This window comes from Pseudomonas sp. Y3 TE3536 (genome assembly GCF_053629175.1).
In genome coordinates, this window is the sequence record NZ_JBRJHU010000001.1 from 1408943 (window position 1) to 1424324 (window position 15382).

The window sequence follows — 15382 nt, forward strand, 5'->3', positions numbered from 1 at the left end:
CCAAGAAATAGGGCGCGAGATAATATCGCTGTAGAAACGAATAATCAACCCAGCAGCACACTAGCTGCTGGGTTTGAAGCAACGATCACACTCAGCCTTGGCGCTGTTTGTGACGCGGTTCTGCGCTGCAGATCACTCGTACGACGCCTTCGCGACGGATGATCTTGCAGTTACGGCACAGCTTTTTCACCGATGCACGAACTTTCATTACCGACTCCTCGAACCTTAGGGGCGTATCAGCGCAGCAGACCGCTGCCGCCGTAGCCTTTCAGGTTGGCTTTCTTCATCAGGGATTCGTACTGGTGCGAAACGAGGTGCGATTGTACTTGGGACATGAAGTCCATCACAACCACTACCACAATCAGCAACGAGGTCCCGCCAAGGTAGAACGGCACATTTGCTGCCACCACCAGGAACTGGGGCAGAAGGCAGACGGCCATCATGTATAGAGCACCGAACATGGTCAAACGGGTCAGAACGCCATCAATGTAGCGTGCCGACTGCTCACCAGGACGGATACCCGGAATAAAGGCACCGGACTTCTTCAGGTTTTCCGCTACGTCTTTCGGGTTGAACATCAACGCTGTGTAGAAGAAGCAGAAGAAAATGATCCCTGCACTAAACAGCAGAATGTTCAACGGCTGACCAGGAGCGATCGACTGCGAGATGTCCTGCAGCCAGCCCATACCTTCGGACTGACCGAACCAGGCACCCAACGAAGCCGGGAACAGCAGAATGCTGCTCGCGAAAATGGCCGGGATAACCCCCGCCATGTTCACCTTCAGCGGCAAGTGGCTGGTCTGCGCAGCGAAGACCTTGCGGCCCTGCTGACGCTTGGCGTAGTGAACGGCGATACGACGCTGACCACGCTCAATGAACACCACGAAACCGATAATCGCTACTGCCAGCAAACCGATAGCGACCAGGGCGAAAATGTTGATATCGCCTGTGCGCGCAGACTCGAAAGACTGCCCGATTGCTCTCGGAAGACCGGCAACGATACCTGCGAAGATCAACATCGAGATACCGTTGCCCACACCGCGCTCGGTGATCTGCTCGCCCAGCCACATCATGAACATCGCGCCTGCCACGAACGTGGAGACGGCGACCACATGGAAGCCAAGACCTGCAGAAAACGCCACGCCCTGGTTGGCCAGGCCAATGGACATGCCAATGGCTTGGACCAGCGCCAGGATAACGGTGCCGTAGCGGGTGTACTGGCTGATCTTGCGACGGCCAGCTTCACCTTCCTTCTTCAACTGCTCCAGTTGCGGGCTGACCGCCGTCATCAGCTGCATGATGATCGATGCCGAAATATACGGCATGATCCCCAGTGCAAAGATGCTCATGCGCTCAAGCGCGCCACCGGAAAACATGTTGAACAAGCTAAGAATGGTCCCCTCATTCTGCCGAAACAGATCCGCCAGACGGTCCGGATTGATGCCTGGAACCGGGATATGCGCACCTATCCGATAGACGATGATCGCCATGAACAGAAAGCGCAGACGAGCCCAGAGTTCCGACATCCCGCCCTTACCGAGCGAAGAGAGAGCACCTTGCTTAGCCATTTATTCCTCGAATTTGCCGCCAGCTGCTTCGATAGCCGCACGCGCACCCTTGGTGGCTGCGATGCCCTTGATGGTGACTGCGCGAGTAACTTCGCCAGACAGCATGATTTTCACACGCTGAATGTGCTGGTTGATCACGTTGGCATCCTTCAGGGATTGCACGGAGATCACGTCGCCTTCCACTTTGGCCAGCTCGGACAGACGCACTTCTGCGCGGTCCATGGCTTTCAGGGAAACGAAGCCGAATTTCGGCAGACGACGGTGCAGCGGCTGTTGACCGCCTTCGAAGCCCGGAGCGATCGAACCACCCGAACGGGAGGTCTGACCTTTGTGGCCACGGCCGCCGGTCTTACCCAGACCGCTACCGATACCACGACCCGGACGATGCTTTTCGCGACGGGAACCCGGCGCTGGACTCAGATCATTGAGTTTCATCGATTAACCCTCGACGCGCAGCATGTAGTAAGCCTTGTTGATCATCCCGCGATTCTCGGGAGTATCCTGGACTTCTACAGTGTGACCGATGCGACGCAGACCCAGACCCTTAACGCACAGTTTGTGGTTAGGGATACGGCCCGAGACGCTCTTGATCAGCGTTACTTTAACGGTTGCCATGATCAGAAGATCTCCTCGACGCTCTTGCCGCGCTTGGCAGCAATGGATTCAGGAGATTGCATGGCTTTCAGACCCTTGAAGGTGGCGTAAACCACGTTCACTGGGTTGGTCGAACCGTAGCACTTGGCCAGAACGTTCTGAACGCCAGCAACTTCCAGGACAGCACGCATTGCACCGCCGGCGATGATACCGGTACCTTCCGAGGCAGGCTGCATGTAAACCTTCGAGGCGCCGTGGGCAGCCTTGGTGGCGTACTGCAGGGTGGTGCCCTTCAGGTCAACCTGGATCATGTTGCGACGAGCAGCTTCCATGGCTTTCTGGATCGCAGCAGGTACTTCGCGCGATTTGCCACGGCCGAAGCCGACACGACCTTTACCATCACCAACCACGGTCAACGCGGTGAAGGTGAAGATACGGCCGCCTTTTACGGTCTTGGCAACGCGGTTAACTTGAACCAGCTTCTCGATGTAGCCTTCGTCGCGCTTTTGATCGTTATTTGCCATAACTTAGAACTCCAGCCCGCCTTCACGAGCAGCATCAGCCAGCGCTTTGACGCGGCCATGGTACTTGAAGCCGGAACGGTCAAAGGCAACTTGAGATACACCGGCGGCTTTCGCACGCTCAGCTACCAGCTTGCCAACCTTAGTGGCCGCGTCGATGTTGCCAGTGGCGCCATCACGCAGGTCTTTGTCCAAGGTCGAGGCGCTTGCCAGAACCTTGCTGCCGTCGGCCGAAATGACCTGGGCGTAGATGTGCTGCGAGGAGCGGAACACGCACAGGCGCACGACTTCGAGTTCGTGCATCTTGAGGCGTGCTTTGCGAGCGCGACGCAGTCGAGTAACTTTTTTGTCGGTCATTTGCTAGGCCCTACTTCTTCTTGGCTTCTTTACGACGGACTACTTCGTCCGCGTAACGCACACCTTTACCTTTGTAAGGCTCTGGTGGACGGAAGTCGCGGATTTCAGCGGCCACCTGACCTACCAGCTGCTTGTCGATACCCTTGATCAGGATGTCGGTCTGGCTAGGCGTTTCAGCGGTGATACCGGCTGGCAGTTCGTAGTCCACTGGGTGCGAGAAGCCCAGGGCCAGGTTCAGGATAGTGCCCTTGGCCTGTGCCTTGTAACCAACACCGACCAGCTGGAGCTTGCGCTCGAAGCCTTGGCTTACGCCCTGGACCATGTTGTTGACCAGAGCGCGGGTAGTACCGGCCATGGCGCGAGCTTGCTGGTCACCATTGCGAGCGACGAAACGCAGCTCACCAGACTCTTCGGTAACTTCAACAGACGAGTGAACGTTCAGTTCGAGAGTGCCTTTGGCACCCTTCACCGAAAGCTGCTGGCCGGCGAATTTGACTTCGACACCAGATGGCAGCTTAACGGGGTTCTTAGCGACGCGAGACATGTCTATCCCCCCTTAGAACACTGTGCAGAGAACTTCGCCGCCGACACCGGCAGCGCGCGCAGCGCGATCAGTCATCACACCTTTGTTGGTGGAGACAATAGACACGCCCAAACCGCCACGTACTTTCGGCAGATCGGTAACGGCCTTGTACTGGCGCAGGCCTGGACGGCTGGAGCGCTTCAGTTCCTCGATGACCGGACGGCCTTCGAAGTACTTCAGTTCGATCGACAGGGAGGGCTTGGCTTCGCCACTGACTTGGTAGCCAGCGATGTAACCTTCATCCTTCAGAACTTTGGCAACCGCGACCTTCAGCGTAGAGGAAGGCATGCTTACGACGGACTTTTCAGCCATCTGGGCATTACGGATGCGAGTTAGCATGTCCGCTAACGGGTCCTGCATACTCATGGGCTAGATGCTCCTGATACAAGAATTATTAGCCTTGCGGCTATCACAACCACCCGAGCGGATTGGGCAAAAAACCCAGGCTCAGGTGAGCCGGTCATTCTAGACACAAGGTAGAAACGAAACAAGCCCCATATAGGGGCTTGTTTGTTGGCGAGGTCACCGGCGGTCGGAAGATTACTCCCCTTCCACCGGGATCACACCTGCAGCGATTACCAGGAGGCCTTGACCAGACCTGGTACGTCACCGCGCATTGCCGCTTGACGCAGCATGTTACGGCCCAGGCCGAACTTACGGTATACACCGTGAGGACGACCGGTCAGGCGGCAACGGTTGCGCAGACGCGCAGCGCTGGCATCACGTGGCTGCTTCTGCAGAGCGACAACGGCAGCGAAACGCTCTTCTGGAGAGGCGTTCAGGTTGACGATGGTCGCTTTCAGCTCAGCACGCTTTTTGGCGAACTTGGCTACCGTGAGCTGACGCTTCAGCTCGCGGTTTTTCATGCTCTTCTTGGCCATTTTCCTACTCCAATCAGTTGCGGAACGGGAATTTGAAAGCACGCAGCAGAGCGCGGCCTTCGTCATCCGAACGAGCAGTGGTGGTCAGGGTGATGTCCAAACCGCGCAGAGCATCGATCTTGTCGTAATCGATTTCCGGGAAGATGATCTGCTCTTTCACGCCCATGCTGTAGTTGCCACGGCCATCGAAGGACTTGGCATTCAGGCCGCGGAAGTCGCGAACCCGAGGCAGGGAGATCGCCAGCAGGCGGTCCAGGAATTCGTACATCTTGTCGCTACGCAGGGTCACCTTGACGCCGATCGGCCATCCTTCACGGACTTTGAAGCCCGCGATGGATTTACGAGCGAAAGTCACGACCGGCTTTTGACCGGTGATCTTTTCCAGGTCGGCAACAGCGTGCTCGATGACTTTTTTGTCGCCGATCGCTTCGCCCAGACCCATGTTCAGGGTGATTTTGGTAACGCGCGGAACTTCCATCACGTTCGACAGCTTAAGTTCTTCCTTAAGCTTGGGAGCGATTTCGTTCCGGTAAATCTCTTTCAGTCGTGCCATGGTCTTCTACCTAGCAGTGTTCAAGCATCAACCGCTTTTTGGGTCGACTTGAAGACACGAATTTTCTTACCGTCTTCTACTTTGAAACCAACGCGGTCAGCCTTGTTGGTTTCGCCGTTGAAGATGGCAACGTTGGAAGCGTGCAGAGGCGCTTCTTTCTCGACGATACCGCCCTGAACGCCCGCCATCGGGTTAGGCTTGGTATGACGCTTGACCAGGTTCACGCCACCGATGACCAGACGGTCATCAGCGAGAACCTTCAGCACCTTACCGCGCTTACCTTTGTCTTTGCCGGCGATCACGATGATCTCGTCGTCACGACGAATCTTTTGCATGTCGGATCTCCTTACAGCACTTCAGGGGCGAGCGAGACGATCTTCATGAACTTCTCAGTACGAAGTTCACGGGTCACTGGCCCGAAGATGCGAGTGCCGATCGGCTCTTGCTTGTTGTTCAGCAGAACAGCAGCGTTGCCGTCGAAACGAATGATGGAACCGTCAGCGCGACGTACACCGTGACGGGTACGGACGACAACAGCGGTCATCACTTGGCCTTTTTTGACCTTACCGCGCGGAATTGCTTCCTTGACGGTTACTTTGATGATGTCACCGATGCCGGCGTAACGGCGGTGCGAACCGCCGAGTACCTTGATGCACATGACGCGACGAGCGCCGCTGTTATCGGCCACATCGAGCATGGATTGAGTCTGAATCATAAAATTTCTCCGACCCCTAGCCCTTAGACTTCAACAGCGCGTTCGAGGACTTCAACCAGTGCCCAGGACTTGGTCTTGGCCAGCGGACGGGTTTCACGGATGGAAACCTTGTCGCCGATCTTGCACTGGTTGGCTTCGTCGTGCGCGTGCAGCTTAGTCGAACGCTTAACGTATTTACCGTAGATCGGGTGCTTTACGCGACGCTCGATCAGAACGGTGATGGTCTTGTCCATTTTGTCGCTGACGACACGGCCAGTCAGCGTACGGACGGTTTTTTCAGCTTCAGCCATGATCACTTACCTGCCTGCTGGTTGAGCACAGTTTTCACGCGAGCGATGTCACGCTTAACTTGCGAGAGCAGGTGCGACTGCCCCAACTGGCCAGTTGCTTTCTGCATACGCAGATTGAACTGGTCGCGCAGCAAGCCGAGCAGTTGCTCGTTCAGCTGCTGTGCCGATTTTTCACGAAGTTCATTCGCTTTCATCACATCACCGTCCGCTTAACAAAGGAGGTGGCGAGAGGCAGCTTTGCAGCAGCCAGGGCGAAAGCTTCGCGCGCCAGCTCTTCAGAAACACCCTCGATCTCGTACAGGACTTTGCCTGGCTGGATCTGGGCAACCCAGTATTCCACGGAACCCTTACCTTTACCCATACGAACCTCGAGAGGTTTCTTGGAGATCGGCTTGTCCGGGAAGACACGGATCCAGATCTTACCGCCACGTTTCACGTGACGAGTCAGAGCACGACGTGCCGACTCGATCTGGCGAGCGGTGAGGCGACCGCGAGCAACAGCTTTCAGGGCGAATTCGCCGAAGCTGACTTTGCTACCGCGCAGTGCCAGACCACGGTTGTGGCCAGTCATCTGCTTGCGGAATTTTGTACGCTTTGGTTGCAACATTTGGCGTACCCCTTACTTAGCAGCTTTTTTACGAGGCGCTGGTGCTTGTGGTTTCAGTTCTTCTTGGCGACCACCAATAACTTCGCCTTTGAAGATCCAAACCTTCACACCGATCACACCGTAAGTGGTGTGAGCTTCGTAGGTGTTGTAGTCGATATCGGCACGCAGGGTGTGCAGAGGCACACGACCTTCGCGATACCACTCGGTACGAGCAATCTCGGCGCCGCCGAGACGACCGCTCACCTGGATCTTGATGCCCTTGGCACCAATACGCATGGCGTTCTGTACGGCGCGCTTCATGGCGCGACGGAACATTACGCGGCGTTCCAGCTGCTGAGCTACGCTCTGCGCAACCAGCATAGCGTCGAGTTCCGGCTTGCGGATCTCTTCGATGTTGATGTGCACAGGCACACCCATCTGCTTGGTCAGGTCCTGACGCAGCTTCTCGACATCCTCACCTTTCTTACCGATAACGATACCGGGACGAGCGGTGTGGATGGTGATGCGTGCAGTTTGAGCCGGACGATGAATATCGATACGGCTTACGGACGCGCTTTTTAGTTTGTCTTGGAGGTACTCACGTGTTTTCAGATCCTTCAACAGGTAATCTGCGTAAGTAGCACCGTCTGCGTACCAGACGGAGGTGTGCTCCTTGACGATTCCCAGGCGAATGCCAGTGGGATGTACTTTCTGACCCATCTGATCGACTCCGTTACTTGTCCGCAACCTTGACAGTGATATGGCAAGACCGCTTGACGATGCGATCAGCACGGCCTTTGGCACGTGGCATGATGCGCTTCAGCGAACGCCCTTCGTTGACGAAGACGGTGGAGACCTTCAGGTCATCAACGTCTGCGCCTTCGTTGTGTTCGGCGTTGGCAACGGCCGACTCGAGGACTTTCTTCATGATTTCAGCGGCTTTTTTGCTGCTGAAGGCCAACAGGTTGAGCGCTTCGCCCACCTTCTTCCCGCGGATCTGGTCGGCGACCAAGCGGGCTTTCTGGGCGGAGATGCGAGCGCCCGACAACTTAGCGGCTACTTCCATTTCCTTACCCCTTAACGCTTGGCTTTCTTGTCAGCCACGTGCCCGCGATAGGTGCGGGTACCGGCGAACTCGCCCAGTTTGTGGCCGACCATGTCTTCGTTCACGAGAACTGGGACATGTTGGCGACCGTTGTGAACCGCGATGGTCAGACCGACCATTTGTGGCAGGATCATCGAGCGACGCGACCAGGTTTTAACTGGCTTGCGATCGTTCTTCTCCACCGCCACTTCGACCTTCTTCAACAGGTGAAGATCGATAAAAGGACCTTTTTTCAGAGAACGTGGCACTGTCGTATCCCTCTAGTTACTTGCGACGACGGACGATCATGTTGTCGGTACGCTTATTACCACGGGTTTTAGCACCCTTGGTTGGGAAGCCCCATGGCGATACCGGATGACGACCACCGGAGGTACGACCTTCACCACCACCATGCGGGTGGTCAACCGGGTTCATGGCAACGCCACGAACGGTTGGGCGAACGCCGCGCCAGCGTTTGGCACCTGCTTTACCCAGCGAACGCAGGCTGTGCTCGGAGTTCGAGACTTCGCCCAGGGTCGCACGGCACTCAGCCAGTACTTTACGCATTTCACCAGAGCGCAGACGCAGGGTCACGTAGACACCTTCGCGAGCGATCAGCTGAGCCGAAGCACCAGCGGAACGAGCGATCTGTGCACCTTTACCCGGCTTCAGTTCGATGCCGTGAATAGTGCTACCTACTGGGATGTTACGCAGCTGCAGGGAGTTACCGGCCTTGATTGGGGCCAGGGAACCTGCGATCAGCTGGTCGCCAGCGCTCACGCCTTTAGGGGCGATGATGTAGCGACGCTCACCGTCTGCATAGCACAGCAGGGCGATGTGAGCAGTACGGTTTGGATCGTATTCGATACGCTCGACAGTGGCTGGGATGCCATCTTTGTCGTTGCGACGGAAGTCGACCAGACGGTAATGCTGCTTATGACCACCACCAACGTGACGAGTGGTAATGCGGCCATTGTTGTTACGACCACCAGACTTCGATTTCTTCTCGAGCAGCGGTGCGTGAGGAGCGCCCTTGTGGAGCTCCTTGTTGACCACCTTGACCACGAAACGGCGGCCAGGGGAAGTCGGTTTGCATTTAACGATTGCCATGATGCACCCCTTCCTTACTCAGCACTGCTGCTGAAATCGAGATCTTGGCCTGGCTGAAGGGAGACAATTGCCTTCTTCCAGTCATTACGCTTGCCCAGACCACGTGCGGTACGCTTGGTTTTACCCAGAACGTTAACGGTCGACACGTTTTCAACTTTTACGTTGAACAGGCCTTCGACAGCTTTCTTGATTTCCAGCTTGGTTGCGTCAGTAGCAACCTTGAATACGAACTGGCCTTTTTTCTCAGCCAGAACGGTAGCCTTCTCGGAAACGTGCGGGCCAAGGAGGACTTTGAATACGCGTTCCTGGTTCATCCCAGCAGCTCCTCGAATTTCTTCACGGCCGAGACAGTGATCAACACTTTCTCGTATGCGATCAGACTGACCGGGTCGGAACCTTGCACGTCACGTACATCGACGTGTGGCAGGTTGCGAGCAGCCAGGTACAGGTTCTGATCAACAGCGTCCGAAACGATCAGAACGTCGCTCAGACCCATGCCGTTCAGCTTGTTCAGCAGATCTTTGGTTTTCGGTGCTTCAACAGCGAAGTCCTGAACCACGACCAGACGGTCGCTACGCACCAGCTCAGCGAGGATGGAGCGCAGAGCTGCGCGGTACATCTTCTTGTTGAGCTTTTGCGAGTGATCTTGAGGGCGAGCTGCGAAGGTAACACCACCGCCACGCCAGATCGGACCACGAGTGGTACCAGCACGAGCACGGCCAGTACCCTTCTGACGCCATGGGCGCTTACCGCCACCAGCCACGTCGGAACGGGTCTTTTGCTGCTTGGTGCCCTGACGGCCGCCGGCCATGTAGGCCACGACTGCTTGGTGAACCAGCGTCTCGTTGAATTCGCCACCGAAAGTCAGTTCGGAAACTTCGATCGCCTGAGCGTCATTTACATTAAGTTGCATGTCAGTTTCCCCTTAACCGCGAGCCTTGACAGCCGGACGTACAACCACGTCGCCGCCAGTAGCGCCAGGTACGGCACCCTTGATCAGCAGCAGGTTGCGTTCAGCGTCTACGCGTACTACTTCCAGGGACTGAACAGTCACGCGCTCGGCGCCCATGTGACCGGACATTTTTTTGCCCTTGAACACACGACCAGGAGTCTGGCACTGGCCGATGGAGCCTGGGACGCGGTGCGACACGGAGTTACCGTGGGTGTTGTCCTGACCACGGAAGTTCCAGCGCTTGATGGTACCGGCGAAGCCTTTACCTTTGGACTGACCAGTAACGTCTACCAGCTGGCCTGCAGTGAAGAGTTCAGCTTTGATCGAGTCGCCAGCCTGGAACTCGCCTTCTTCAAGGCGGAACTCCCAGACACCGCGACCAGCGGCAACGTTCGCTTTAGCGAAGTGACCTGCTTGAGCAGCAGTCACACGCGAAGCACGACGCTCGCCGACAGTGACTTGCACTGCACGGTAGCCATCGGTTTCTTCAGTCTTGAACTGGGTGACGCGATTCGGCTCGATCTCAATGACCGTGACCGGAATGGAGACACCTTCTTCGGTGAAAACGCGGGTCATACCGCATTTACGACCGACTACACCAATAGTCATGTTGTAACCTCATGAGTGTACGGGGCTTTCACCCGCTATGGCCGCCCATTTCAGAGCGTTACACGGACAAGACCGAAGTCTTAGCCGAGGCTGATCTGCACTTCCACACCTGCCGCGAGATCAAGCTTCATCAGCGCGTCAACGGTTTTATCCGTTGGCTGGACGATGTCCAGAACACGCTTATGAGTGCGAATCTCGTACTGGTCACGCGCGTCTTTGTTGACGTGCGGGGAGACCAGAACGGTGAAACGCTCTTTGCGGGTAGGCAGTGGAATTGGACCACGCACTTGTGCACCAGTACGTTTCGCGGTTTCCACGATTTCCTGGGTGGATTGGTCGATCAGGCGATGGTCGAAAGCCTTCAACCTGATACGGATTTGCTGATTTTGCATTGGATTTCAGACTCCAGGCTGTTCCCAACGGACGCACTACGCCCGCTAAAAGGAGGCGTGATTCTATAGACGCCCCAATTTAGTGTCAACCCAATAAAAAAAACCCCCGCTGAGCGGGGGTTTTTTCAATCGGTCGAGTGATTACTCGATGATTTTGGCTACGACGCCGGCGCCGACGGTACGACCGCCTTCACGGATAGCGAAGCGCAGACCGTCTTCCATTGCGATGGTCTTGATCAGAGTGACAGTCATCTGAATGTTGTCACCTGGCATTACCATTTCAACGCCTTCCGGCAGTTCGCAGTTACCGGTCACGTCAGTGGTACGGAAGTAGAACTGAGGACGGTAGCCTTTGAAGAACGGAGTGTGACGGCCGCCTTCTTCCTTCGACAGGACGTAGACTTCTGCGGTGAACTTGGTGTGCGGCTTGACCGAACCTGGCTTGACCAGAACCTGGCCACGCTCAACGTCGTCACGCTTGGTACCACGCAGCAGAACGCCGCAGTTCTCGCCAGCACGACCTTCGTCCAGCAGCTTGCGGAACATCTCAACACCGGTGCAGGTGGTGGTGGTGGTGTCACGCAGACCAACGATTTCCAGCGGATCTTGAACGCGGACGATACCACGCTCGATACGACCGGTAACAACGGTACCACGACCCGAGATCGAGAATACGTCTTCGATTGGCATCAGGAACGGCTTGTCGATAGCACGCTCTGGCTCTGGGATGTAGCTGTCCAGAGTTTCAACCAGCTTCTTGACAGCGCTGGTGCCCATTTCGTTGTCGTCTTTGCCTTCCAGCGCCATACGAGCCGAACCGATGATGATCGGGGTGTCGTCGCCTGGGAAGTCGTAGGTGGACAGCAGGTCGCGAACTTCCATCTCGACCAGTTCCAGCAGCTCAGCGTCGTCTACCAGGTCAGCCTTGTTCAGGAAGACCACGATGTACGGAACGCCAACCTGACGGGACAGCAGGATGTGCTCACGGGTTTGTGGCATCGGACCATCGGCGGCCGAGCAAACCAGGATCGCGCCGTCCATCTGGGCAGCACCGGTGATCATGTTCTTCACGTAGTCAGCGTGACCTGGGCAGTCGACGTGAGCGTAGTGACGAATGTTCGAGTTGTACTCGACGTGAGCGGTGTTGATGGTGATACCGCGCGCTTTTTCTTCCGGAGCCGAGTCGATCTTGTCGAACTCAACGACTGCCGAACCGAAAACTTCGGAGCAGACGCGAGTCAGAGCTGCGGTCAGAGTGGTCTTACCGTGGTCAACGTGGCCGATGGTGCCGACGTTAACGTGGGGAAGGGAACGATCAAATTTTTCTTTAGCCACGACAGTGAACCTCTTGCCTAAAGGGGATTAGCCTTGTTTTTTAACGAGTGCTTCGACGATGTTCGACGGAGCTTCGGCGTATTTGGAGAATTCCATGGAGTAGCTTGCGCGACCCTGAGACATGGAACGAACGTCGGTCGCATAACCGAACATTTCTCCGAGCGGTACCTCAGCAGTGATTACCTTGCCGGACACCGAGTCTTCATTACCCTGGATCATCCCGCGACGACGGCTCAGGTCACCCATCACGTCACCCAGGTAGTCTTCCGGGGTTACAACTTCGACCTTCATGATCGGCTCAAGCACCACGCCACCGCCCTTCTGGGCCAGTTGCTTGGTCGCCATCGAAGCAGCGATTTTGAACGCCATTTCGTTGGAGTCGACGTCGTGGTACGAACCGTCGAATACCGTGGCCTTCAGGCCGAGCAGCGGATAGCCGGCAACAACGCCGTTTTTCATCTGCTCTTCGATACCCTTCTGGATCGGGGCGATGAATTCCTTAGGAATCACACCACCAACGACTTCGTTGGTGAAGACCAGACCTTCGGTGATGTTGCCCTTCTCGTCGACGTCCGGCTCCGAGAAACGGATCCAGCAGTGACCGAACTGACCACGACCGCCCGACTGACGAACGAACTTGCCTTCGATCTCGACGTTGGACTTGGTGATCTTCTCGCGGTACGAAACCTGAGGCTTACCGATGTTGGCTTCGACGTTGAACTCGCGCTTCATGCGGTCAACGAGGATGTCCAGGTGCAGCTCACCCATGCCCGAGATGATGGTCTGACCAGTCTCTTCGTCGGTCTTGACGCGGAACGACGGGTCTTCCTGGGCCAGTTTGCCCAGAGCGATACCCATCTTCTCCTGGTCAGCCTTGGTTTTCGGCTCTACGGAGAGCGAAATAACCGGCTCAGGGAAGTCCATACGCTCAAGGATGATTGGCTTGTCGGCGTTGCACAGGGTTTCGCCTGTGGTCACGTCCTTCATGCCGATCAGGGCCGCGATGTCGCCAGCGCGCACTTCCTTGATCTCTTCACGCTGGTTGGCGTGCATCTGCACCATACGACCAACGCGCTCTTTCTTGCCCTTGACCGAGTTGATGACGGAGTCACCGGAGGTCAGAACACCCGAGTAGACGCGAACGAAGGTCAGAGTACCCACGAACGGGTCAGTCGCGATCTTGAACGCCAGAGCCGAGAACGGCTCGTCGTCGTCAGCGTGACGCTCGTCTTTACGAACAGCCGGATCGTCTTTGTCCAGATCCTTGTCATCCGGGTTGATACCCTGGATTGCAGGAATCTCGGTCGGAGCAGGCAGGTAGTCGATGACGGCGTCGAGAACCAGGGGAACGCCCTTGTTCTTGAACGACGAACCGCAGACGGCCGGTACGATTTCGCTGGCCAGGGTGCGCGCGCGCAGACCGGCTTTGATCTCTTCGACGGTCAGCTCTTCGCCTTCCAGGTACTTGTTCATCAGCTCTTCACTGGCCTCGGCAGCCGCCTCAACCATGTTGGAGCGCCACTCTTCAGCCAGCTCCAGCATATCGGCAGGAATTTCTTCCTCGCGATAGGTGGTGCCTTTGTCGTCGTCGTTCCAGTAGATAGCCTTCATCTTGATCAGGTCGACCTGACCCTGGAAGTTATCTTCCGAACCGATGGCCAGCTGAACAGGAACCGGGGTGTGACCCAGACGGTTCTTGATCTGACCTACGACGCGCAGGAAGTTTGCACCGGCACGGTCCATCTTGTTCACGTAAACAACACGTGGAACGCCGTATTTGTTGGCCTGACGCCATACGGTTTCGGACTGAGGCTCAACGCCGGAGGTACCGCAGAACACAACGACCGCGCCGTCGAGTACGCGCAGCGAACGCTCTACTTCAATGGTGAAGTCAACGTGGCCGGGGGTATCGATGACGTTTACGCGGTAGTTGTCGTACTGACCAACAGAGCCCTTCCAGAAGGTAGTTACGGCAGCGGAGGTAATGGTAATACCCCGCTCCTGCTCCTGAACCATCCAGTCGGTGGTCGCGGCGCCGTCGTGCACCTCGCCCATCTTGTGGCTCAGGCCTGTGTAGAACAGGATCCGCTCGGTAGTGGTGGTCTTGCCCGCGTCAACGTGGGCACAGATACCAATGTTACGGTAGCGGTTAATTGCTGTAGTACGAGCCATAAAGCCCTCGCAAAATGATTGATGCTTGAATTAGAAGCGGTAGTGCGAGAACGCTTTGTTGGCTTCAGCCATACGGTGAACGTCTTCACGCTTCTTGACTGCAGCACCCTTGCCTTCAGCAGCATCCAGCAGCTCGCCAGCCAGGCGCAGAGCCATCGACTTCTCGCCGCGCTTGCGGGCGTAGTCTACGAGCCAGCGCATTGCCAGAGCATTACGACGGGATGGACGAACTTCAACCGGAACCTGGTAAGTGGCACCGCCGACACGACGGGACTTTACTTCGACCAGCGGAGCGATGGCGTCGAGAGCTTTCTCGAAGATTTCCAGGGGGTCGCTGTTCTTGCGCTCTTTGACCTTGTCCAGTGCACCGTAAACGATGCGCTCGGCCACGGCCTTCTTGCCGCTTTCCATCACGTGGTTCATGAACTTGGCGAGGATTTGGGATCCGTATTTAGGATCGTCCAGAATCTCACGTTTTGCTGCTACACGACGTCTTGGCATGATAAGCCCTCAAACGGTCTTCAGGTTAGCCCGGGACGTGGGTCTTCGACCCCTGCCCGACCTTACTCTTATCGACTCAAAAAAATGGATGGGTGCAAACGACCGATTACTTCGGACGCTTGGTACCGTACTTCGAACGACCCTGGTTACGGCCTTTAACGCCCGAAGTATCCAGAGAGCCGCGAACGGTGTGGTAACGAACACCTGGCAAGTCTTTTACACGGCCGCCACGGATCAGGACGACGCTGTGCTCTTGCAGGTTGTGGCCTTCACCGCCGATGTACGAGGAAACCTCGAAACCGTTGGTCAGACGCACACGGCAAACTTTACGCAGTGCCGAGTTAGGTTTTTTCGGCGTGGTGGTGTACACGCGGGTGCACACGCCACGACGTTGCGGGCAGTTCTGCAGCGCAGGAACGTCGGACTTCTCGACCGAACGCTTACGCGGCTGACGTACCAGCTGGTTGATAGTTGCCATCTACTAGCTCCACTGATTGTCTTGCGACTCTATTGTCTTGCAAGAAAGCCAAAAATTGGCGAGACGGAGCCTCACCAAATTTAAGGGTACAAAAGTCTACG

27 protein-coding genes are annotated in these 15382 nt (G+C 56.3%); all 27 read right to left on the reverse strand.

Features of this window, described 5'->3' with window-relative positions:
- Positions 1-91: 91 nt before the first annotated feature.
- Positions 92-208, reverse strand: coding sequence for a 50S ribosomal protein L36 (gene rpmJ / locus AB7M33_RS06405; RefSeq protein ID WP_002555468.1), 117 nt, complete (start codon positions 206-208; stop codon positions 92-94).
- A gap of 28 nt (positions 209-236) precedes the next feature.
- Positions 237-1568 carry a preprotein translocase subunit SecY gene (gene secY / locus AB7M33_RS06410; RefSeq protein ID WP_003255459.1) on the reverse strand — a complete coding sequence of 444 codons (1332 nt, stop codon included), beginning with the start codon at positions 1566-1568 and terminating at the stop codon, positions 237-239.
- Positions 1569-2003, reverse strand: a complete 435-nt coding sequence (gene rplO / locus AB7M33_RS06415; RefSeq protein ID WP_003255461.1) for a 50S ribosomal protein L15 — start codon at positions 2001-2003, stop codon at positions 1569-1571.
- Positions 2004-2006: 3 nt separating this feature from the next.
- Positions 2007-2183 (reverse strand): 50S ribosomal protein L30, encoded by a 177-nt coding sequence (rpmD, locus tag AB7M33_RS06420; RefSeq protein WP_008089798.1) that lies wholly within the window; start codon positions 2181-2183, stop codon positions 2007-2009.
- A 2-nt stretch (positions 2184-2185) separates the two neighbouring features.
- Complete coding sequence (gene rpsE, locus AB7M33_RS06425; RefSeq protein WP_003255465.1) at positions 2186-2686, reverse strand: 30S ribosomal protein S5; 501 nt, start codon at positions 2684-2686, stop codon at positions 2186-2188.
- A 3-nt stretch (positions 2687-2689) separates the two neighbouring features.
- Positions 2690-3040 (reverse strand): 50S ribosomal protein L18, encoded by a 351-nt coding sequence (rplR, locus tag AB7M33_RS06430; RefSeq protein ID WP_008089801.1) that lies wholly within the window; start codon positions 3038-3040, stop codon positions 2690-2692.
- 10 nt (positions 3041-3050) lie between these two features.
- Positions 3051-3584 (reverse strand): 50S ribosomal protein L6, encoded by a 534-nt coding sequence (rplF, locus tag AB7M33_RS06435; protein ID WP_027594874.1) that lies wholly within the window; start codon positions 3582-3584, stop codon positions 3051-3053.
- Positions 3585-3596: 12 nt separating this feature from the next.
- Positions 3597-3989, reverse strand: coding sequence for a 30S ribosomal protein S8 (gene rpsH / locus AB7M33_RS06440; protein ID WP_027594873.1), 393 nt, complete (start codon positions 3987-3989; stop codon positions 3597-3599).
- A 209-nt stretch (positions 3990-4198) separates the two neighbouring features.
- The gene (gene rpsN / locus AB7M33_RS06445) at positions 4199-4504 is read right to left on the reverse strand and encodes a 30S ribosomal protein S14 (protein WP_012316516.1); all 306 of its coding nucleotides are present in this window, start codon (positions 4502-4504) and stop codon (positions 4199-4201) included.
- A 13-nt stretch (positions 4505-4517) separates the two neighbouring features.
- The gene (rplE, locus tag AB7M33_RS06450; protein WP_003255474.1) at positions 4518-5057 is read right to left on the reverse strand and encodes a 50S ribosomal protein L5; all 540 of its coding nucleotides are present in this window, start codon (positions 5055-5057) and stop codon (positions 4518-4520) included.
- Positions 5058-5077: 20 nt separating this feature from the next.
- Positions 5078-5392 carry a 50S ribosomal protein L24 gene (gene rplX, locus AB7M33_RS06455; RefSeq protein WP_003255476.1) on the reverse strand — a complete coding sequence of 105 codons (315 nt, stop codon included), beginning with the start codon at positions 5390-5392 and terminating at the stop codon, positions 5078-5080.
- Between the two features lie 11 nt (positions 5393-5403).
- Positions 5404-5772, reverse strand: coding sequence for a 50S ribosomal protein L14 (gene rplN, locus AB7M33_RS06460; RefSeq protein ID WP_002555479.1), 369 nt, complete (start codon positions 5770-5772; stop codon positions 5404-5406).
- 23 nt (positions 5773-5795) lie between these two features.
- The gene (gene rpsQ, locus AB7M33_RS06465; protein WP_003255478.1) at positions 5796-6062 is read right to left on the reverse strand and encodes a 30S ribosomal protein S17; all 267 of its coding nucleotides are present in this window, start codon (positions 6060-6062) and stop codon (positions 5796-5798) included.
- Positions 6063-6064: 2 nt separating this feature from the next.
- Positions 6065-6256: a 50S ribosomal protein L29 gene (gene rpmC, locus AB7M33_RS06470; protein ID WP_002555481.1), complete on the reverse strand. Its 192-nt coding sequence runs from the start codon at positions 6254-6256 to the stop codon at positions 6065-6067.
- The gene (rplP, locus tag AB7M33_RS06475; protein WP_003255479.1) at positions 6256-6669 is read right to left on the reverse strand and encodes a 50S ribosomal protein L16; all 414 of its coding nucleotides are present in this window, start codon (positions 6667-6669) and stop codon (positions 6256-6258) included. Before rplP ends, rpmC begins: the two co-directional genes overlap by 1 nt.
- A 12-nt stretch (positions 6670-6681) precedes the next feature.
- Positions 6682-7368 carry a 30S ribosomal protein S3 gene (gene rpsC / locus AB7M33_RS06480; RefSeq protein ID WP_003255481.1) on the reverse strand — a complete coding sequence of 229 codons (687 nt, stop codon included), beginning with the start codon at positions 7366-7368 and terminating at the stop codon, positions 6682-6684.
- A 13-nt stretch (positions 7369-7381) separates the two neighbouring features.
- Complete coding sequence (gene rplV, locus AB7M33_RS06485) at positions 7382-7714, reverse strand: 50S ribosomal protein L22 (RefSeq protein WP_003103908.1); 333 nt, start codon at positions 7712-7714, stop codon at positions 7382-7384.
- Positions 7715-7725: 11 nt separating this feature from the next.
- Positions 7726-8001 carry a 30S ribosomal protein S19 gene (rpsS, locus tag AB7M33_RS06490; protein ID WP_003255482.1) on the reverse strand — a complete coding sequence of 92 codons (276 nt, stop codon included), beginning with the start codon at positions 7999-8001 and terminating at the stop codon, positions 7726-7728.
- A 16-nt stretch (positions 8002-8017) separates the two neighbouring features.
- Positions 8018-8842, reverse strand: a complete 825-nt coding sequence (gene rplB, locus AB7M33_RS06495) for a 50S ribosomal protein L2 (protein WP_027594872.1) — start codon at positions 8840-8842, stop codon at positions 8018-8020.
- A gap of 14 nt (positions 8843-8856) precedes the next feature.
- Complete coding sequence (rplW, locus tag AB7M33_RS06500) at positions 8857-9156, reverse strand: 50S ribosomal protein L23 (RefSeq protein WP_003255484.1); 300 nt, start codon at positions 9154-9156, stop codon at positions 8857-8859.
- Positions 9153-9755, reverse strand: coding sequence for a 50S ribosomal protein L4 (gene rplD, locus AB7M33_RS06505; RefSeq protein WP_003255485.1), 603 nt, complete (start codon positions 9753-9755; stop codon positions 9153-9155). The genes rplW and rplD overlap by 4 nt, the downstream gene beginning before the upstream one ends.
- Before the next feature lie 12 nt (positions 9756-9767).
- Positions 9768-10403 (reverse strand): 50S ribosomal protein L3, encoded by a 636-nt coding sequence (rplC, locus tag AB7M33_RS06510; protein WP_027594871.1) that lies wholly within the window; start codon positions 10401-10403, stop codon positions 9768-9770.
- 80 nt (positions 10404-10483) lie between these two features.
- A complete protein-coding gene (gene rpsJ, locus AB7M33_RS06515; protein WP_003186070.1) occupies positions 10484-10795 on the reverse strand; it encodes a 30S ribosomal protein S10 in 312 nt (103 codons plus the stop codon).
- A gap of 141 nt (positions 10796-10936) precedes the next feature.
- Complete coding sequence (gene tuf / locus AB7M33_RS06520) at positions 10937-12130, reverse strand: elongation factor Tu (RefSeq protein WP_016484647.1); 1194 nt, start codon at positions 12128-12130, stop codon at positions 10937-10939.
- A gap of 27 nt (positions 12131-12157) precedes the next feature.
- On the reverse strand, positions 12158-14302 hold the full coding sequence (gene fusA, locus AB7M33_RS06525) for an elongation factor G (RefSeq protein WP_027595471.1): 2145 nt from the start codon (positions 14300-14302) through the stop codon (positions 12158-12160).
- A gap of 30 nt (positions 14303-14332) precedes the next feature.
- Positions 14333-14803, reverse strand: a complete 471-nt coding sequence (rpsG, locus tag AB7M33_RS06530) for a 30S ribosomal protein S7 (RefSeq protein ID WP_008089143.1) — start codon at positions 14801-14803, stop codon at positions 14333-14335.
- 106 nt (positions 14804-14909) lie between these two features.
- Positions 14910-15281, reverse strand: coding sequence for a 30S ribosomal protein S12 (gene rpsL / locus AB7M33_RS06535; protein WP_003255492.1), 372 nt, complete (start codon positions 15279-15281; stop codon positions 14910-14912).
- Positions 15282-15382: the final 101 nt, after the last annotated feature.